Below are 17,948 nucleotides of genomic sequence, written 5' to 3'. Positions count from 1 at the left end.
CCTACGGGGAGCTCCACTGCACCCTTCTTAGGGTGCAGTGGCCAAAAAGTTGTAAATATGAGTACTGTTACCAAATTAGTGGCAGGAATTTTTGGCTCTGCAAGCAGTTTTCACGCTCTATAACGTCAGATTGATGCCAGGATATTCCTCATTTGGGTAGCGCCTCTTGTTTCTTTCTGCGAGCGTCAACACGGTTGCGATATCGCTTACCCATGCGCTGGTGGATGCGCCATGCGAGCGCTTCCATCGCTTCCATATCGCAGAGCATTTCGTTGTTGACCGTCGCGACCTCGATTCCCATAGTAATCAAGCCCGTGTTGCGTTTTTCATCATGGATACGTCCCCTCCGGGAGGAATGGCCCAGCTCACCGTTGTATTCCAGGTCAAACCGGGCTGCTTCCTGATACGCATCGCAAACTGCATGCGGCATCCCCGAGATTGCCTGCGCGCGGTCATCGAACTCGATCTTGTAGTCGGTCTTAAAGGGACCGCAGGCAAATCCGCCATAGGAAAACGGAAGCGAAAACAGAGCGAGCATGATACACTCCATGGGCGAGAGCAGGTTTTCTGACAGGTAGGGACACAGGCGCAGCAGCTGTTTGGCCACATTCCCCTTGCATGCCGCAAGGTAATCTGCCAGGCGATCGGGCGTCAACACCGGCTCGACTTCAAAGTAGCCCACGTCTGCCGGTTGGTCCTTGTCCTTTGCAAGTCTATTCGCAACAGGCGAGGTGTAGGGAGGCAGATACTTCCCGCGATCGCTCAGTGAAATCTTGGAACACAGTTCCTGGGCCAGGGCAAACGCCTGGATACAGCCGACCTCGCGGGCGACGGCAACACAAAGGGCCTCGGGAGACAGGCTGTACACCCCCGGTTCCACCTCTAGAATCGAGCCGGCAGGCAACCCGGAACACACGGACCAGCCCACGCCAGGTATGCGGCGGCGCTGCACCGCAGATCCCACCAGCAAGCACAGATCTTCTTGTACCTCGCCGCTTTTGGCTCCAATTCGCACCAAGTCGGGAAGATAGATGTCCTCGGTCGAGGGCGACGACGCACACAGCACGCGGCGCTCCTCCTCAGGCTCAAGGTCCTTCCAGCCGATGTAGCCCATCTGCCGGCGCTCGGCTCGAATCATACGCAACGCCGAGGCACCCGCCAGAATCACGGAAGCCGCTAGCTGTTCTTTTGTCGGTTTGTTGCACCGCCTGATTGTTACCGCCACATGAATCACCCCTACCAAACGCGTGCGATAGCGAGGCCATCAACGGCCGCGGCACCGGCGCGCTTGAGTTCCGCCGAAGCCGCTGCCATCGTCGCGCCCGTGGTGATGACGTCGTCGATAAGCAGCAGGCGGCGGCCCCGCACGTCCTCAACGGTCTCGTACATGCCTCGGGCGCGTTCACGGCGTTCTTCACGACCGAGTTCACGCTGGTCGCCATGACCGTACTTAACGAGGGCGTCGAGCAGCGGAACACCCGACAGCTCGCAAAATGGGCGCGCGATGGCTTCCATATGATCGAAGCCGCGTCGCCGAAACGCCGCCGCCGTCGCGGGCACAAACACCACTGCATCGGCGCCGGACAACACACCGCCCAAGCGTTCGGGTGCCGCGACCTGAGCATGTAAGGCGGTGTCGTATAGCAGCTCTGCCAGATACGGCGCCAGGCGTCGCTCGCCCGCGTCTTTGTACGCTTTAATAATCCGCGGCAACGGATGCGTGTAAACGGCACATGCCAGGCACCGGTCGAGCGCTTCGGCCATCGCCGAGGACGTACCCTCGACCGAGCACTCGGTGCACAGCAAGTCTCCAAACGGGGCGCCGCATCGAGTGCAGCTATGCCGCGGGTCGATGAGCGCGAGCGCGGCCAGGCAGTCTTGGCAAATAAGAGCACCGGCGCGCTCGCAGCCGGCGCATCGCGTGGGCGACAACACCTCAAGCGCCTCGTGCGCCGCCCGCTCGGCAAACGGTAGCAATTCATCCGCAAACGGTAGGATGCCGGCACCTTGCAGGCGTCCCAACACATTCAAATGTCTCTTCACGACACAACCCTCCCTACGCTCGGTCGCAGGGAGGGTTGTTGATTCAGCGCTATAGTACCCCGACGCGTTTGGGGTCAGGCAGGTTAAATCCGTTTGCGGGCGCTATTCGCCGGTGGGCGGTTGCGGTGTGGACGAGTTTTGGTTCGAGCCCTCGCCACCGTCTTGACGCGGCTTGCGGGAACGACGACGGCGACGGCGCTTCTGGCCCTGGTCAGCCGAACCCTCGCCACCGCGATCTTCGCGCGACTCGCGTTCGTCGCGAGCAGCGCCGTGCGCGGCCTTGGCCGCCGCCCCTCCGCCATCTCCGGGACGACGACGTGTGACCTTGACCTCGCCATCCGAGACCTGATCGGCCACGGAGGGCACCGAGGGCTTTTGCTGCGTGCCCGAGGAATGGCGACGACGCGGACGCGGGGCGCGCTCGTCATCGTTGCGCTGCTTGCCACCCTTGTCGGCAGGCGTATCGGAACCCAAACCACCCTTGGGGGCGGCACCGGCTTCGCGAGCGGCTGCGGCGCGGAAGGCGTCCTCACGCTCCTCGCTCGACAAATGGCGGCGGCGACGGCGCGTGGGGTTCATGCCACCGCCGCGGTTTTGCTGCTGAGGCTGCTGAGCTTCGCGCTCGCGGGGGGAATTCTTGCCTGCGGGAGCGGCCTCGCCGGCATTGCCCGAACCCGAGCGATTGCGGCGGCGACGTCCACCGGAAGCCTCCTCAGCCTCGGGTGCCTCGGCCTTTCCGCGACCCTTGCCGCGGCCGCGACTCTCGCCCTGGCTCTGACCGGCACGGGTATCGGCGTCTGCATCGCGACGGCGGCGCTTGGGCATCGTCGTCCCCGCCAGACGGTCGGCGCTCGACAGGCCATCGCCCACGTCGACGCCGTTCTCGCGGTCGAGCTCCATAAGCGCCAGGCGCATCTCGGGCGACTCGATACGCTCGAGCACATCGCGCGTCACGCAGTCGGGGCGGCAGTTGCAGCCCTGCTCGGCGGCCTTCTTTTTGCAGCCCTCAGAGCAGGTCATGTCGGCCAGGTTGACCTTAAAGACTTTGCCGTTCTCCAGGCGCAACACCAGCTGTTCACGCGGCGTGTCATATTCCTGGATGCGCGCCTTTCCAAGCGGCGTATCGATAAGCGTCTTCTTTTTGGGCGCGCGGCTCTTAAAGTCCTTGTACGCCTCAAACTCGTAGCGCAGGCAGCACATCAGGCGGCCGCATACGCCGCTAATCTTGGACGAGTTGAGCGGCAAGTCCTGCTCTTTTGCCATACGGATCGAAACCGGCTCAAACTGTCCGCCAAAGCGCGTGCAGCAGAGCTCCTGGCCGCACTGGGCATAGCCGCCCACCAGGCGGGTCTCGTCACGCACGCCGATCTGGCGCATGTCGACGCGAATGTGCAGCGTCGAGGACAGGTCCTTGACGAGCTGACGGAAATCGACGCGCTCCTCGGCAGCAAAGTAGAACACGGCCTTCTCGCCGCCAAACAGGTACTCGACGCCGACCGGCTTCATCTCGAGGTCGAGCTCCTTGACCAGGCGGCGGAAATCGACCATGGCCTCGTCACCCTGGATAGCCAGGTCGTCGGCAAGTTGCAGGTCGATGTCGCTCGCTACGCGCAACACGGGCTTGAGCGGCTGACCGATCTCGTCGAGCGGCACCTCGAAGGGATCGGCCGTGACCAGGCCGATCTCGGTTCCGCGCTCGGTAGAACAAATGGCATAATCGGCCTCGAGGATATCCAAATCCTGTGGGTCGAACCACAGGTCGCGCGAGGCGTAGGTAAACTTAACGGGTACGACTAACGGCATTTCAGTGCCTTCCTGATATCGAACAGCATGACCTCGATGGCCAGCTGGGGAGTAACGTTTCTGGCGATGTTGCGCTCAGCGGTGGCAACCGCCTCGAGCGCCTGGGTGGCACCCGCAACATTCGTCGCCGCGGCAAGCCGCCCGATCGTGTCGCGCACGTCCTCGTTCACCACGTCTGCCGCCTCGTCCTGAAGTGTCAGCAGCACGTCGCGCATGAGCGTCCGCGCGCTCGCCAGCGCTTCCATGATACCCGAACGCTCGCGCGCGTTGAGTTCGCGCTTGTTGCGGTCCTCAAGCTGCTTCAATGCTCCACGCGACAGGTAGTCGGCATTTTGCTCGAGCACCTTTTCCTGCGTTGATTTGACCTCGGCGAGCGGCGCCTTGACGGCGACGATGAGCGACTTGGCGCGACTGAGCACATCGGCCTCGTCGGCGGCGATGAGCGAGTCGATGGCACGGACCATCTGGCGACGGGCGTCCTGGCGCTCGGCGCTCTTGAGGAACTCGATACCGCGCGTAGGGCTGCCCGCCACAGCGACGGCCATGCGGCAGCGCGCGGGATCCTGACCGGTGGCGCGACTCACGGCCTGAGCGGCCACAGTGGGCGACACCAGCCGAAACGGTACGCACTGGCAGCGGCTCACGATGGTGGGCAGCATCACGTCGGCCGAGGTGCCCAACAGGATGAACATGACGCCCTCGGGCGGTTCCTCGAGCGTTTTGAGCAGCGCGTTGGCGGTGTTGGCGCGCAGCTGCTCGGCACGGTCGATGATGTAGACCTTTGCCTTGGCGCGGATGGGCGCCAGGGGCACGTCATCGAGCAGCTCGCGAGTCTGCGCGATGAGGTAGCCCGTAGCGCTTTCGGGGGTGTAATAGTGCACGTCGGGGTGCGTATGGCGCGCGCCGCGCACGCAGCTGTCGCACGAGCCGCAGCCGTCCTGCTCGCACAGAAATGCCTGGGCAAGCGCCCATGCGGCATCGAGCTTACCGGCGCCGGGCGCGCCCAAAAACAGGTAGGCGTGCGATGCGCGGCCGCTGGAGACGGCGTTGGTCAAAAAATCGCGCACGCGCTGTTGGGTGTCGAGCTTGGCCAGCAGGCTTGCCTGAGCGGGGGCCATGTTACTCGGCCTCCTTGGCAAGCGCGGCGACGACAGCGTCTTGCGGAATGCCGAGACCATACGCGCGAACCTGCTCGACCGTCTTCCCGAAAACCTCCTCGATGGGCACGGTGGCGTCGATGAGCTTTACGCGGTCTGGCTCCTCGGCAGCAATGGCACAAAATCCCTGATAGACGAGCTCCTGGAAGGCCATGCCCTTGGCCTCCATGCGATCGGCCGCACCGCGGGCCGCCATGCGCAGCGCCGCCTGCTCGGGCGTGATGTGATAGACGAGCGTGAGCGCCGGATGCGTACCGGCGACAGCCAGGTTGTTGGCATCGCGTACCATCTGACGGTCGAGACCATCGGCAAACGCCTGATAGCAGGTCGTGGAATCGTAGAAGCGGTCGCACAGGACCACCTTGCCGGCAGCGAGGGCGGGAGCTATGACCTCGTGCACCAGCTGGGCACGCGCGGCCTCGTAGAGCAGCAGCTCGCAGGTATCGCCCATCGCCGTATTGGCGGGGTCGAGCAGCAGAGTGCGAATCTTTTCGCCGATGGCGGTGCCGCCCGGCTCGCGCAGAGTTACGACCTGATAGCCAGCGAGGTCGAGCGCGCGGGCCAGCAGGCGCGCCTGCGTGGACTTGCCGGCACCGTCGACGCCCTCGAGCGTGATAAAGCTATGTTGAGCGGGCTCAAAAGCCATGGGCGCAGCCCCTTCCTACAAGGCGCGAAAATGCAAGTTATAGCAACCAAGCCATGATACCCCAGCGTCCGGCGCACCCCAAATCGGGCCTAGTCATTGGGGACGTTCTTAAATGACTAGGTGGCAGTTAGGGACGTTCCTAAAGTGCCGGCAGAAAAGGAACGTCCCCAGCTGCCGACCCTCTAAGTTGCGGTGAAATAGGGACTGAATACGCCTTCTAACAGCAAGTACAATCCCTATTTCACCGCAAGTTAGGAGTGGGCGCGAGCGTTGATGGCGAAGGAAATGTCGCGCTCGAGGGCTAGGGCCTGTTCGCGCTCGAGGTCTTGGGTGAGGATTGCCAGCACGTAAGGACGCTCGGCGTAGACGATTGCGACATCGTGCTGAGCATGCGCCAGGCTGCCCGTTTTGTGCGCGACCAAAACGCCGCCGGGAACGCCTTCGACAATACCGCGCGCGTCTTCCTGAGCCAGCAGATATCCGCGCGCCCGCTCGCACAGCGCGGGCGTCGCGACTGTCCCCGCCGCCAGGCGCTGCAACACGGCCGCAGCATCACGGGCGCTCGTATAGTTCTCGCGACCTTGTGCCTGGGCATCGGTGTCCATCATCAAACGAGCGAGCACGGTCTTTGTGACGCATGCGACAGGGCTTGCGCGGCATGACTATCCTCATATAACCAGTTGGGTCGGCGCGGTCCAACCGCACCTGAACCACCTTATAATCTAGCCAACACATCGAATGGAAGGAACCATCATGCCCCGGTTTTGCACCCATTGCGGCAAGCTTCTGAAAGACGGCGAGCGCTTCTGCACCAACTGCGGAACGCCGGTAACCGATGATGGCCAGGCCTCTCAGCCGCAAGAGGGTGCGCAGGCAGCCGAACATGCCGCCGCGTCCGATGCCGCCTTCGACACCGCCGCGACCACGGTTCAGTCTGCGCAGCAGCCCACGGCGACTCAGCCCCAGCAGGCGGACGTGACCATGCGGTCCGCTCATCAGCCCGCACCCGCTCCCCAGCCGGAAGTTAGTGCGACGCAGCAATGGGCGACGCCAGCCGGCTCCGCGCCCCAGCAGCCCATACCGACCGCCACTCCACAGGCCGGCACCCCCGCTGCCCCCAAGAACAACAATGCGCTGCTCATCGGCATTATCGCCGTACTCGTTGTCGTGATTATCGCGCTCGTCATGTTCTTTATGATCAAGCCTTTCGACAAGGGCGCCGATGATACCAAGGGCACGACGATCGAAAAGGTCAAAATCGACCACGATGACGATGATGCCTCCGTTAAGGGTGACCCCAACAAGCTTGACGATGATGACGAGGCTGGCGGCGAGCAGAACATCTACGACCAGCTGAGCTCCTACTACAGCAGGCTCTCCAATCTTGACCAGCAGATCCGCGACTGCGCCACCACATTCAACACGTATTACCTTAAGGATGACCGCAGTTCGCGTCAGTCGGCCAGCGACACCGCCGAGGCGCTCGAGGATCAGATCGGCGCCCTCAAGGACGAGGTCGAGGACCTGGATGTTCCCGTCGACTCGCAGAACTACAGCTCGTGGAAAGACATCATCGCGCTCTACGACGACCTGGAGAATCGCATTGACGTCATTTGCGACGCTTGGGAGATCAGCCTTGAGTACTCCAGCCCCGCCAACCACAAGGATGAGATCGTGGCGCCGCTGGCGCGCGACAACGTTGCAGGCACCAACGACAACAAATACCGTCTGGACTTTGAGGACCGCTACCCCGGCGCAAAGCCCGTCGAAGTGAACTAGTCATTGGGGACGTTCTTAAACGACTAGTCATTAAAGAACGTCCCCAATGACTACCCAAAAAAACGAGCGAGGATCTTGAGGTCCTCGCTCGTTTTTGTTTTAGGTGATGTTTCGACCGTGCGGCTACTTGTCGGCAGCGGTCTTTTTGGCAGTCGACTTCTTCGCGGTCGTCTTCTTGGCGGCAGTGGCTTTCTTAGCCGTCGTCTTCTTTGCCGCCGTGGTCTTCTTCGCCGTGCTAGCCTTGGTCGCGGTCTTGCGGCCGCGGGCGGGCTTCTTCTCCTTGGTCGGGCAGTCCATGTTGACGCAGATGCGCCACGGGCCGCGCGCCGTGTTGACCACCACGATGGGGGCGCCGCACTCGGGACAGGTCTCGCCCGTCGCCTCGAGCTTGCCACGCGCCGGCAGCGGATAGCTCACGCCGCAGTCATCGTAGTTGGTGCAGCGGATAAAGCGCTTGCCGCTCTTCTCGCTCTTGTGCGCAATCAGATCGCCATGGCGTCCTGCCTCGGCACACACCTTGCACTCGCCCACCTTAAGATCGGGCTCGTAGTTGGTGGGGCACGTCGGGTTCACGCAGATCTCGAAAGCCTTCTGGCGGAACGACTGGCACTTAATGCGCGGCGCACCGCACTCGGGACACACAGCGGCCTCGCCCTCAAGCGGGCTCACCTTGACGCCGCTCGGCACCGGATAGGTCACGTCGCAGTCGGGCCAGCCCATGCAGCCGATAAAGCTGCCGCGGGTCTTGGCACTCGTCTTCATGACCAGGTCCTTGCCGCACTTGGGGCAGGCGCCCACGCGCGCATCGGCCGTGACGGCGTCGCTGATGGCGTCGCCGAGCTCCTGCGTGTGTTTGAGCAGCTCGTCGAGCACGCCGGCCAGCAGCGCGCGCGAGTGCGTCACGACATGCTCTTCGGTGTCCTCGCCGCGCTCCACGCGGGTCATGTCGCCGTCGAGCTCGCTGGTCATATCGGGGCTCGTGATACGCGGGGCAAACTGCGTCAGCGCGTCGATGATGGCGATGCCCAGCTGGCTCGGCTCCACGGGATCGTTCTTGAGATAGCGCACGGCATACAGGCGCTCGATGATGCTCGCGCGCGTGGACTTGGTACCCAAGCCGCGCTTCTCCATCTCCTGCACGAGCTTGCCCTGGCTGTAGCGCGCGGGCGGCTCGGTCTGCTTGGCCTCGAGCTTCATGTCGAACACGTCGACCGTGTCGTCCTGCTCCAGCGGCGGCATCTGCTCGTCGCGCTTAAGGCCGTACGGGTACGCCTCGCGGAAACCCGGGGTCACGAGCACATCGCCCGAAGCCACGAACGGCTCGCCGTTCACATCGAGCTCGAGCTTGGTGTTCTCGATGGTCGCAGGACCCATAAGCGTCGCCAGGAAGCGACGGGCAATGAGGTCGTAGAGCTTGCGCTGGCCGCCGTCGAGCGTGGACGGATCGCCCTCGCCCGTGGGATAGATAGGCGGGTGGTCGGTAGTCTCGACCTTGCCGCGCGTGGGCTTCATGGGACCGGCGAGTACCTTTTTGCACACGGGCGCCAGCGCCGGGTTGATCTTTGCCAGGTCGCTCACCACGGCGCCCAGATCGAGCGTCGCGGGGTACACGGTATTGTCGACACGCGGGTAGCTGATGAGACCGGCCATGTAGAGGGACTCGGCGATGCGCATCGTACGCGCAGGCGAGATGCCCTCGGCCGCGGCGGCAGCCTGCAGCGAGGTCGTCGCAAACGGCGTGGGCGGCTGCTGCTTACGCGAGCGCTTGGTCACCGCGGCAACGGTCGCCGTCTTGGCGCCGTCGACGTGACCATACGCCGTCTCGGCAGCATCTTTGTCGGTAAAGCGCGCTGTCTTGTGCGCGATCTTAAAGCGATCGTCCTCGGCAGCGCCCTGCGCGGCACCCATGCCGCGAATCTGCCAATAGTCCTCGGGCACAAACGCCATGCGCTCGCGCTCGCGCTCGACCACCAGGGCGAGCGTCGGCGTCTGCACGCGGCCGGCGGAGCGCACGTTACCAAAGCCGCCAAACTTGGCGAGCGTCAGGTAACGCGTGAGCACCGCGCCCCAAATGAGGTCGATGTGCTGACGGCTCTCGCCGGCGTCGGCCAGATTCTGGTCGAGCGAGACGAGATTATCGAAGGCCTGCGTGATCTCGGCCTTGGTAAACGAAGAGTATTGGGCGCGGGCAACCGGCAAGTCCGGCGCAACCTCGCGCACCTTGTTGAGAGCGTCCGAGCCGATCAGCTCGCCCTCGCGGTCGAAGTCCGTGGCGATGATAACGCTGTCGGACTTTTTAGCAAGGTTCTTGAGCGAACGAATGAGCTCCTTCTCGGCCGGCAACTTAATGACGGGCGCCCAGGTGAGGTAAGGCAGGCTCTCGAGCTTCCAGCCCTTGATGGAGATACCATCGGCAAGGAACGGCTTGCGCTTGGTGTCGTACGGCGGGCGGGCCAGGCCATCGGGCATATCGGCCGGCAACATCTCACCGTCCTCGGTCACCGAATACCAGCCCAGCTTTTTATCGAACAGCACGCTGTCGCAAAAATCGGGCGCCAGGATGTGACCGGCAAGGCCGATGGTCACGCACTCCTCGCCCTTCCACTCAAAACGGTAGATGGCGGTGTTGTACACCTTGTCCTTTTTGGGCTTACCCGTGGACAGCCGCTCGGCGATTTGACGCGCGGCGTCGTTTTTCTCGGCGATGATGAGCTTCAAAAGAGGCTCCTATCTCGTATCTCTGCGGCTACGCCCGCGCTCATGGCGGCCGACTTACGCCCTTGCTTGCTCAATCTGCCCGATGAGCCAATCGCACCAGGCATCCATGCCCTCGCCCTTGCGCGCGCTCACGGCAAACCGCGGCGCCTGCGGATTGAGGTCATCGAGTGTCTTAGTATACCTATCCATGTCAAAATCGAAAGCCGGGGCCACATCGACCTTGTTGAGCAGCTGCGCGCCGGCGTGCTGGAAGATGCCCGGGTACTTGATGGGTTTATCGTCGCCCTCGGGCACCGAGAGGATCATGATGGACAGGTTCTCGCCCAGGTCAAAGTCGACTGGGCAGACCAGGTTACCCACGTTTTCGATAAAGATGACGTCGATATTCTGAAGGCCCACCGCCTGGTCGAAGGCGTCGACGGCCTCCATGATCATGTTGCCCTCGAGGTGGCACAGGCCGCCCGTGTTGATCTGGATGGCGGGCATGCCGGCTTCCTTCATGGTGATCGCGTCGACGTCCGAGGCGATATCGCCCTCGATGACGGCGCAACGCAGGCCGGCCTTGTCGCGCAGGCGCTCGTTGGTGCCCAGAATCGTAGTGGTCTTACCCGAACCGGGGCTCGACAGCACATTGACCACATAGGTGTTTGTCTCATTAAATCTCTGACGCAGCTGATCTGCCAGGCGCTCGTTGCGCGACAGAATCGGCGATGCGATATCAATCGTTTTCTCGGCCATATTCGGCACTCCTTAACTTCTAACAGTTATACCCCGTTCCCAGGTGGCTGGTGGGCTAATCGTCGGGGGTTTCGATTTCGATACTGGCGATGTCGAGCTCGCGGCCGTGCAGCAGGCGCACGTTGGCGCCGCCACATTGGGGGCAGCGGCAATGGAAACGGTCGTGCTCAAAGACCTCTCCGCAGTCCAGGCACTCGCTTTGTGGATGGACCTCCTCCACGGCAAGCTCGCAGCCGCGCGTGAGCGGGTCCTCGTCGCGAAACGTTTCCCACGCAAAGTCGAGCGCCTCGCGCACGACCTCGGTCATATCCCCAATACGCAGCGTTACCAAAACGGCGCGCGAGGCCCCCGCCCCACGCGCCGCGCGAATCACCGTATCGAGTATGCCGTTGACAATGCCAACCTCGTGCATACCGATTTACTCCTCGTCGTCCTCGTCGTCCGAGAACAGGTCCAGATGGCTCACAAACAAGCCCTCCTTGCCCTCGCGCGCGGTAATGACCACGCGGGCGATAGCGAGCGAGATCTCGTAGAGCGAGAGCAGGGCGCCATACATGAGACCCAGCGTAACGGGCGAGCCGTCGGGCGTGATCACAGCCGAACCCACGAGCAGGCCAACGTACACGTAGCGCCAGGCGCTGCGGAAGGCCGCGTAGGACACGATGTGGAAAACGGACAGGTAGAAGATGATGAGTGGCAGCTCAAACGCCACACCAAAGCCGATCATAAAGAGCAGCTCCATGTTGACGTAGTCCTCCAGATCGGGCAGCGACGTGGCGACAGCCGAGGTTTCGCCGATGAGCCACTCAAAGCCTGCCGGGATAATGATGAGGTAGCAAAAGATGGCGCCCAGGAAGAACAGCACCGTCGAGGCGAGCACCGTGGGCACGACCCACTTGCGCTCGTTGGGGCGCAGCGCCGGCAGGAAAAATGCCAGGATCTGCCAGATGATCATGGGCGTGCACATGACCACGGCCATCTTGATGGCCAGCGAGAAGCGCAGGCCAAAACCGCCGAGCGTGGTGGTGATGTAGAACTTACCGTCCGGCACAAAGGAGCGGATGGGGTCTTTCAGGATGTCGAGCACCACGGGCGTGGCGAAATACAGCACGATGGCTGCGGCAAATACCGACACGACCACGATGGTCAAGCGGCGACGGAGCTCTCCCAGATGATCGAAGAGCGGCATTCGCGCAGGTCCGATAGGCATTACTCATCGCCTCCCTTCGGGGCGTCGGCGGCAGCGGTGTCGTCCTCGGCTTCGAGCTCGCGGGCGAGCTGGTCGACGACGGCCTTGCGCTTGCGGGGACGACGGGCATAGAGATCGGCCGTTGTGGGCTCTGCCGGCTCGGGCTCCGACTCTGCAGCGGAAGTGGACTCGGCAGCAGCGGCGGGCTCGGCGCCCTCGGTCGCAGGCTCCTCGGAAACATTCTCGCCCTCAGCAGCACCCTCGCTTGCGGCCTTCTCGGCAGCAAGACGGGCGCGACGCTCGGCAAAGGTCTCCTTCTTGGCGGGCGCTGCCGTCTCGGCGGCATCCTCGTCCGCATCGGAATCGTCGTCGGTCGCAGCAGCCTTCTTGGGCTTGACCGGGGCCGACGCGGCCTCGCTCACCGGATCGATAATCTCGGACTGAACAACGGCCGTCATCTTTTCCTGCGTCTCGCGGAACTGACGGATGGCACGGCCGATCGTGCGGCCCATCTGCGGGAGCTTATCCGGGCCAAACAGCAAAAAGCCGAAGACCACGATGATCGCGAGCTCACCCTCTCCAATACCAAACACACATACCTCCAAGGCTCGATGTGAGTCGAGCCCGCACCGCGCCATTCGGCCGGAACTCGTCTATTCATTCGGTTAAGTATAGCGCCCGGACGCCAAAACGTCCGAGCGCATCACAAACATATGCCAAACGGCACGCCCTTTTGGGGCAGGGATTATGCAGCGGTGATCGAAATCTCCTGGTCGACACCCAACAGCTGAACCACGCGCATCACCGGGGGCTGCACATTGGTGCAGCTAAAGCGCTTGCCGTGGTCGACCGCGTGGTGCGCGGCGCCCACGAGCACGCCAATGCCCGTCGAATCGATGTAGCTCACCTGGGCAAAATCGAGCTCAACGGCCTCAGTAGGCTGCTCGAGCGCCAGGTCGATGGCATTGCGCAGGCTATCGGCGTTAGAGATATCGATCTCGCCGGTTACCTTAATGGTGTAGAGCTCTGGCGTGGGGTTGGTGGAAATACCCAAATCCATGTATACGCTCCTTTACGTATCGAAAGTGCGGATAGTACGGGAAGCCGCGCGTTAGGCGCGCTCGGCACGCGCAAGCTCGGCAGCGACCAGCTTAACGGCCAGCACCAGCACATCGAGCGCGGCCTCCAGGTCCTCGACCGTGGGATAGCTCGGCGCGATGCGGATGTTGGTGTCGCGCGGGTCCTTGCCATAGGGCCAGGTAGCGCCGGCCGGCGTGAGCTTGACGCCCAGGTCGGCGCAAAGCGCGGCGACCTTTTTGGCCGAGCCCTCGGGACCATCGAAGCTCACAAAGTAGCCGCCGCGGGGATGCGTCCAGGTGGCACAGCCCGTGTCGCCCAAGCCCTCGGTGAGCTTGCGCTCGACGGCCTCAAAGCGCGGGCGCAGGAACTCGGCATGCTTTTTCATGTGCTCCTTGACCGCCTCGATGGTGGGAAGGAAGCGCACGTGACGCAGCTGGTTGAGCTTGTCGGCGCTGATGAGGCCGGCCTTCAGGCGCTTGGAGAACTCGGCGATGACCGCGGGGCTCGCACCGATAAAGCCGATGCCGGCGCCCGGGAAGGTGATCTTGGACGTCGAGGCAAAGGCCACCACGCGATCCTCGGTGCCCGCCGCCCGAGCGAGGTCCAAGATGTTTGCGAGCTCGTCTGACTCGTCGTACAGGTCGTGCACGCAGTAGGCGTTGTCCCAAAAGATGCGGAAATCGGGCGCGGCCGTGGGCATCTCGACCAGGCGGCGCACAGTGTCCTCGCTAAAGGTGACGCCCGTGGGATTGGAGTACTTGGGCACGCACCAGATACCCTTGATGGAATCGTCGGCGGCAACGAGGCGCTCGATCTCGTCCATGTCGGGACCGTTGTCGGTCATCGCGACGGGGACGTTCTCGATGCCCAAGTCGGCGGTGATGCCAAAGTGGCGATCGTAGCCGGGAACGGGGCACAGGAACTTGACCTTCTTGCCGTCGTGTGCGGCCTCGTAGGCGTCCCAGGGCTCGCTGCCGCACGAACCGCAACGCCAGAACATGCCGGCGATGTCATGCTCGATCAAAAGGCTCGACGAACCCAGCACGAGCGTCTGCTCGGCGGGGCAGCCCAGGAACTCCCCTGCCAACTTGCGTGCCGAGGGAATGCCCTCGAAGCAGCCATAGTTGGAGCAGTCGACGCTGCCGTCGTGCAGATCGGCGTCGGCGTTGAGGATATCGAGCATGGGGCGCGAGATGTCCACCTGGGAGGGTGACGGCTTGCCGCGGGCCATATCGAGCGCCAGGCCCTTGGCCTTGACCTCGGCGACCTCGGCTTTGAGCGTCTCGATGGCGGCATCGAGTTCGGTGGTCTCCATCTTCTGGTAGATCGTCTGCATGGGTGCGACCTTTCGCGAAGCGGTACATTGCAGTTCTTCTAAGTATAGACCGCCACCGTCGAAACGTTATGAAGCCGTGATAGATTAAGTCCATCGCAATGAATTACGAATCGCCGCGCATGCCGGCGTGGGGCGCCCAAGGAGGCACTATGGAGTACGGATCGTTCCAGGCCGAGGAATTCGGTGACCTGCAACGCCTGGTCGACGGGCTGTTTTACGACCGCCACGCCATCGATCGCCTGGATCTGATCGTACAGGCCGAAATCTTGGACCTGGCACCCGATCTCATGGAAATCGTCAACCTGCTACCGCCCGGCTATTATGACCGCCAGTCACTTTGCGACCAGCTCAACTCCGCCTTGGCCGCCCACGGCTGGGGCGCCGTCTACGGCACCGTGGAATAAGCCTCAAGGCCGACGATTTGGCCCGTTTCCCGACCCTGGCGAGGCTTGTTTTAGGGCTTGCGGCCAAAAAAGGGCAAATATGAGTACTGTTACCTTTTTAGTAGCAGCGATTCTTGGCCGTAATCGGCAAAACTGGACTTGAAATTCCCTAATCAACGTCAGCTAGCGCCAAATTGGAAGTCGATGGTCACTCATTAACGTACAGTTCTTATAACTTTGTTCATTATTTTCCACACCTAAAATGAAACGCCGTTTGTAACAGTACTCACAAACGGCGTTTTTTGACCACGGGGTATCTGGCAGGGGGCCAGTAGCACCCGGATCCGAGTTTCGAACGCATCCAAACCGGTTCTGGTGTCTTTTTTCGAGTTTTTACTCGCCCTTGGGCGCGGGGTGTTTGCAGACCACGCTCATGTAGATCATGCCGAGCACGGCAGCGGTGACCGAACCGGCAAGGATGGCGGCCTTGGCAGCCAGAACCTCAAACTGAGCCGTCGGGAAGGCAAGGCCGCTGATGAGAATCGACATGGTAAAGCCGATGCCGCCCAAAATACCCACACCGGCAATCATGTGCCAGTTGACATTGTGCGGCAGCTCGCAGGCCCTAAGCTTAACCAGGGCAAACGTCATGCCAAAGATACCGATCGGCTTGCCCAGCAGCATGCCAAAGTACACGCCGAGCGTCACCGGGTCGGAGAGCAGCGTGCTCATGTCCACGCCCACTAGACGAACCTGTGCGTTCACGAACGCAAAGATCGGCAGAATCACAAAGTTGACCGGCGTGGAGATCAGACGCTCCATGCGGATGAGCGGCGGGGTCACGCGGTGCATGACGCGCTCGACCTTGGTGGTCGAGACGGTAAAGTCATGCTGGCCCAGGATGTGTGCCTCATCGTCGTAGCGGTCATCGAGCAGCGGCAGGCACTCGCCCAACCAATCGGTGAGGTTATCGAGCTTGACGCCGCACTTGGCCGGGATGGTAAAGGCCAAGATGACGCCAGCAAGCGTGGCATGCACGCCGCTCTTGAACATGCAGAACCACAACAGTAGACCCAGTACCGAATACGGGGCAAGGCGGTAATGCTGCGTCTTGTTGAGCCACACGAGTGCGCAGGTCACAAGCGCGGCGGCGCCCAACCAAAACGGATTGGGGCTCTGACCGTAGAAGATGGCGATGGCGGCGATGGAGATGAGATCGTCGGCGATAGCGAGCGTCGAGAAGAACACGCGCACGCCGTTGGGCACGCGATTGCCCAAAAGCGACAGCACACCCAGCGCAAAGGCAATATCGGTTGCCATGGGAATGGCCCAACCGTTGCGGGCGCCGGCATGGTTAAAGATCAGGTAGATGCAGGCGGGAACGACGACGCCGCCAACGGCCGCCAGCATGGGAAGCATGGCCTGACGCGGATTCTTGAGCTCGCCGACCGTCATCTCGTACTTGAGCTCAATGCCCACCAACAAAAAGAAGATCGCCATGAGAAAGTCGTTGACGAAAAGCTCGACGGTAAGGCCAGCCGTAAGGTTGCCCAGACCCACATACAGCGGGGTCTCTAAAAAGTGATGGATGGCCTCGTAGGCATCGGTGTTGGCGCAGATGACGGCGGCGATGGCGGCGCAGACCATGACGGCGGCGGAAATCGTGCCGTTCTCGGCAATGCGCTCCCAAATGTCGTGACGCTCAAAACGCTTGCGCTCACGGACGTTGAACAGCTGCTCGGGTGCTGCCATGGGCGGCTCCTTTCACGGGAGGGTTCCCGTCTTAAAAAAGCACGGCCCGCCCAAGTGGCGGAGCCGCGCTCTAACGTATTACGCTTGCATCTAGCCTACCCTGCACGACAAGCACGCAGGCGTGGCCGAAAAGCGGAACCACAGGTTGAACATTATTTGCCCAACGGCACGGGCACGCCTGTCCAAGAGACGACGCGGCGCCGTGCACAAAAAACGACCGGAGCGCGGGGCGTCCGCGGTCCGGTCGTGGCGTTTGGTCAAAAGAACCTAGCAGGCGGCCATGATGGGGGCAGCGACCTGCTTCTTACGGGAGAGGACGCCCGGCATCCAGACGCCGTCGTGCTCGTCGGCAATGCCCAGGCCCTTCTGAGCAGCCTCGGTCTCGCCCTCGAGCAGGACCTGCGAGCCCTCCTCCATGATGTCGGTGATGCACAGGACAATGCCGTCAGCACCCTTCTCGGCGGCGTAGGCGCGCATGGCCTCGCGAATCTCGTCGATCATGCCGAGCGCACGGCTCTTGTCGACGGTCTCGTACTGACCGATGAGCAGCTTCTTGCCGGCGGGCTCGAACATCTTGATGTCGTTGCCGACCATCTCGGCTGCGGTGAAGGAGCCGGACGGACGGGTGAGGAAGACCTCCATGCCAAACTTGACCGGGTCGACGCCCACCTGCTCGCCGAGCTTGGCGGCGACGGCGCGGTCGACATCGGTGGTGGTGGGGCTCTTGAGCATGAGCGTATCGGTCATCATGGCCGAGAGCAGCAGCTTGGCCTGAACGTCGGAAAGCTCAACGCCGAGCACGCCGGCGATCTTGGTGACGATGGTGCAGCTGGAGCCCCAGGGCAGGCAGATGTAGTGCAGCGGGCCGGCGGTCTCGAAGTCGCCGATGCGGTGATGGTCGACGACACCAAAGACCGTGGCGTCCTTAAGGCCGGCGACGGACTGGGCGGACTCGTTGTGGTCGGTGAGGACGACGAGCTGACCGGCCTCGACGGAATCGATCATGCGGGGCTCGGCGATGCCGGCGTCGGCGAGCAGCTTGGCGGACTCGGCCGGAAGCTGGCCAAGGGCGCAGACCTCGTAGGTGTTGCCGGCATACTCAACCTGGTTGAGCAGCTGAGACAGGACAACGGCACTCATGATGGCGTCGTTATCGGGGTTCTGGTGACCAAAGACAAGAACGTTTGCCATGGATATCCTCCACTTGATATGTGTACTTGGACGTAGCTATGGTAGCACGCCGATGCCGAGCCTTCGCAGATGGAAGGGCCACGGCGCAATTTGGGGCGAGCCTGGGGGGCGACGTTTGTCCCCCTTGCACCAC

General features: G+C 62.4%; 17 protein-coding genes. 2 read left to right on the top strand and 15 right to left on the bottom strand.

From position 1 onward, the window contains the following. Nucleotides 1–148: 148 nt before the first annotated feature. From SFLMC1_RS00800 to SFLMC1_RS00775, 6 genes are all read right to left on the bottom strand, one after another. Nucleotides 149–1,225, bottom strand: a complete 1,077-nt coding sequence (locus tag SFLMC1_RS00800; RefSeq protein WP_152074968.1) for a hypothetical protein — start codon at nucleotides 1,223–1,225, stop codon at nucleotides 149–151. 11 nt (nucleotides 1,226–1,236) lie between these two features. Next, nucleotides 1,237–2,043 (bottom strand): ComF family protein, encoded by an 807-nt coding sequence (locus SFLMC1_RS00795; protein WP_226814312.1) that lies wholly within the window; start codon nucleotides 2,041–2,043, stop codon nucleotides 1,237–1,239. Between the two features lie 102 nt (nucleotides 2,044–2,145). Beyond that, nucleotides 2,146–3,846, bottom strand: a complete 1,701-nt coding sequence (ricT, locus tag SFLMC1_RS00790) for a regulatory iron-sulfur-containing complex subunit RicT (RefSeq protein WP_152074969.1) — start codon at nucleotides 3,844–3,846, stop codon at nucleotides 2,146–2,148. Beyond that, nucleotides 3,837–4,964, bottom strand: a complete 1,128-nt coding sequence (locus SFLMC1_RS00785) for an ATP-binding protein (protein WP_154063879.1) — start codon at nucleotides 4,962–4,964, stop codon at nucleotides 3,837–3,839. Before SFLMC1_RS00785 ends, ricT begins: the two co-directional genes overlap by 10 nt. A gap of 1 nt (nucleotide 4,965) precedes the next feature. Further along, nucleotides 4,966–5,649: a dTMP kinase gene (tmk, locus tag SFLMC1_RS00780; RefSeq protein WP_152074971.1), complete on the bottom strand. Its 684-nt coding sequence runs from the start codon at nucleotides 5,647–5,649 to the stop codon at nucleotides 4,966–4,968. A gap of 251 nt (nucleotides 5,650–5,900) precedes the next feature. Beyond that, nucleotides 5,901–6,272, bottom strand: coding sequence for a serine hydrolase (locus SFLMC1_RS00775; protein WP_152074972.1), 372 nt, complete (start codon nucleotides 6,270–6,272; stop codon nucleotides 5,901–5,903). A gap of 130 nt (nucleotides 6,273–6,402) precedes the next feature. Between SFLMC1_RS00775 and SFLMC1_RS00770 the strand changes: the two genes are divergently transcribed. Further along, nucleotides 6,403–7,428, top strand: a complete 1,026-nt coding sequence (locus tag SFLMC1_RS00770; RefSeq protein WP_187323791.1) for a zinc ribbon domain-containing protein — start codon at nucleotides 6,403–6,405, stop codon at nucleotides 7,426–7,428. Nucleotides 7,429–7,551: 123 nt separating this feature from the next. On the opposite strand, the gene SFLMC1_RS00765 is transcribed toward SFLMC1_RS00770, so the two are convergent. From SFLMC1_RS00765 to SFLMC1_RS00735, 7 genes are all read right to left on the bottom strand, one after another. Then, on the bottom strand, nucleotides 7,552–10,146 hold the full coding sequence (locus SFLMC1_RS00765; protein ID WP_152074974.1) for a DNA topoisomerase I: 2,595 nt from the start codon (nucleotides 10,144–10,146) through the stop codon (nucleotides 7,552–7,554). 54 nt (nucleotides 10,147–10,200) lie between these two features. Beyond that, a complete protein-coding gene (gene hypB / locus SFLMC1_RS00760; RefSeq protein WP_152074975.1) occupies nucleotides 10,201–10,884 on the bottom strand; it encodes a hydrogenase nickel incorporation protein HypB in 684 nt (227 codons plus the stop codon). Nucleotides 10,885–10,939: 55 nt separating this feature from the next. Beyond that, nucleotides 10,940–11,296 (bottom strand): hydrogenase maturation nickel metallochaperone HypA, encoded by a 357-nt coding sequence (gene hypA, locus SFLMC1_RS00755; RefSeq protein ID WP_117565013.1) that lies wholly within the window; start codon nucleotides 11,294–11,296, stop codon nucleotides 10,940–10,942. A 6-nt stretch (nucleotides 11,297–11,302) separates the two neighbouring features. Beyond that, nucleotides 11,303–12,094 carry a twin-arginine translocase subunit TatC gene (gene tatC, locus SFLMC1_RS00750; protein ID WP_187323790.1) on the bottom strand — a complete coding sequence of 264 codons (792 nt, stop codon included), beginning with the start codon at nucleotides 12,092–12,094 and terminating at the stop codon, nucleotides 11,303–11,305. Beyond that, nucleotides 12,094–12,666, bottom strand: coding sequence for a twin-arginine translocase TatA/TatE family subunit (locus SFLMC1_RS00745; RefSeq protein ID WP_187323789.1), 573 nt, complete (start codon nucleotides 12,664–12,666; stop codon nucleotides 12,094–12,096). Before SFLMC1_RS00745 ends, tatC begins: the two co-directional genes overlap by 1 nt. A 152-nt stretch (nucleotides 12,667–12,818) precedes the next feature. Then, a complete protein-coding gene (locus SFLMC1_RS00740) occupies nucleotides 12,819–13,133 on the bottom strand; it encodes an STAS domain-containing protein (RefSeq protein ID WP_035137695.1) in 315 nt (104 codons plus the stop codon). 51 nt (nucleotides 13,134–13,184) lie between these two features. Beyond that, entirely contained in the window at nucleotides 13,185–14,489 is a 1,305-nt protein-coding gene (locus SFLMC1_RS00735) for an aminotransferase class I/II-fold pyridoxal phosphate-dependent enzyme (protein WP_152074977.1), read from the bottom strand. A 149-nt stretch (nucleotides 14,490–14,638) separates the two neighbouring features. Here SFLMC1_RS00735 and SFLMC1_RS00730 point away from each other — a divergent pair, with 149 nt between their 5' ends. Next, nucleotides 14,639–14,893, top strand: coding sequence for a hypothetical protein (locus tag SFLMC1_RS00730; RefSeq protein ID WP_022093864.1), 255 nt, complete (start codon nucleotides 14,639–14,641; stop codon nucleotides 14,891–14,893). A gap of 372 nt (nucleotides 14,894–15,265) precedes the next feature. Here SFLMC1_RS00730 and nhaA read toward each other — a convergent pair whose 3' ends face one another. Both nhaA and SFLMC1_RS00720 read right to left on the bottom strand, forming a co-directional pair. After that, entirely contained in the window at nucleotides 15,266–16,624 is a 1,359-nt protein-coding gene (nhaA, locus tag SFLMC1_RS00725) for a Na+/H+ antiporter NhaA (protein ID WP_152074978.1), read from the bottom strand. Nucleotides 16,625–16,891: 267 nt separating this feature from the next. Beyond that, nucleotides 16,892–17,815 carry a manganese-dependent inorganic pyrophosphatase gene (locus tag SFLMC1_RS00720; protein WP_152074979.1) on the bottom strand — a complete coding sequence of 308 codons (924 nt, stop codon included), beginning with the start codon at nucleotides 17,813–17,815 and terminating at the stop codon, nucleotides 16,892–16,894. Nucleotides 17,816–17,948 lie beyond the last annotated feature (133 nt).

Origin of the sequence: Collinsella aerofaciens (assembly GCF_901212495.1) — a bacterium.
In the GTDB taxonomy this organism is placed as follows: domain Bacteria; phylum Actinomycetota; class Coriobacteriia; order Coriobacteriales; family Coriobacteriaceae; genus Collinsella; species Collinsella aerofaciens_H.
Note: the sequence above shows the minus strand (reverse complement) of the source record. Positions and strands in the feature narration are given on the sequence as shown.

Bases quoted from the DNA above. Each gene is read 5' to 3' on its own strand.
- ricT (WP_152074969.1), bottom strand. From the start codon at position 3,846: ATGCCGTTAGTCGTACCCGTTAAGTTTACCTACGCCTCGCGCGACCTG.
- SFLMC1_RS00785 (WP_154063879.1), bottom strand. From the start codon at position 4,964: ATGGCCCCCGCTCAGGCAAGCCTGCTGGCCAAGCTCGACACCCAACAG.
- tmk (WP_152074971.1), bottom strand. From the start codon at position 5,649: ATGGCTTTTGAGCCCGCTCAACATAGCTTTATCACGCTCGAGGGCGTC.
- SFLMC1_RS00770 (WP_187323791.1), top strand. From the start codon at position 6,403: ATGCCCCGGTTTTGCACCCATTGCGGCAAGCTTCTGAAAGACGGCGAG.
- hypB (WP_152074975.1), bottom strand. From the start codon at position 10,884: ATGGCCGAGAAAACGATTGATATCGCATCGCCGATTCTGTCGCGCAAC.
- hypA (WP_117565013.1), bottom strand. From the start codon at position 11,296: ATGCACGAGGTTGGCATTGTCAACGGCATACTCGATACGGTGATTCGC.
- tatC (WP_187323790.1), bottom strand. From the start codon at position 12,094: ATGCCTATCGGACCTGCGCGAATGCCGCTCTTCGATCATCTGGGAGAG.
- SFLMC1_RS00740 (WP_035137695.1), bottom strand. From the start codon at position 13,133: ATGGATTTGGGTATTTCCACCAACCCCACGCCAGAGCTCTACACCATT.
- SFLMC1_RS00735 (WP_152074977.1), bottom strand. From the start codon at position 14,489: ATGCAGACGATCTACCAGAAGATGGAGACCACCGAACTCGATGCCGCC.
- SFLMC1_RS00730 (WP_022093864.1), top strand. From the start codon at position 14,639: ATGGAGTACGGATCGTTCCAGGCCGAGGAATTCGGTGACCTGCAACGC.
- nhaA (WP_152074978.1), bottom strand. From the start codon at position 16,624: ATGGCAGCACCCGAGCAGCTGTTCAACGTCCGTGAGCGCAAGCGTTTT.
- SFLMC1_RS00720 (WP_152074979.1), bottom strand. From the start codon at position 17,815: ATGGCAAACGTTCTTGTCTTTGGTCACCAGAACCCCGATAACGACGCC.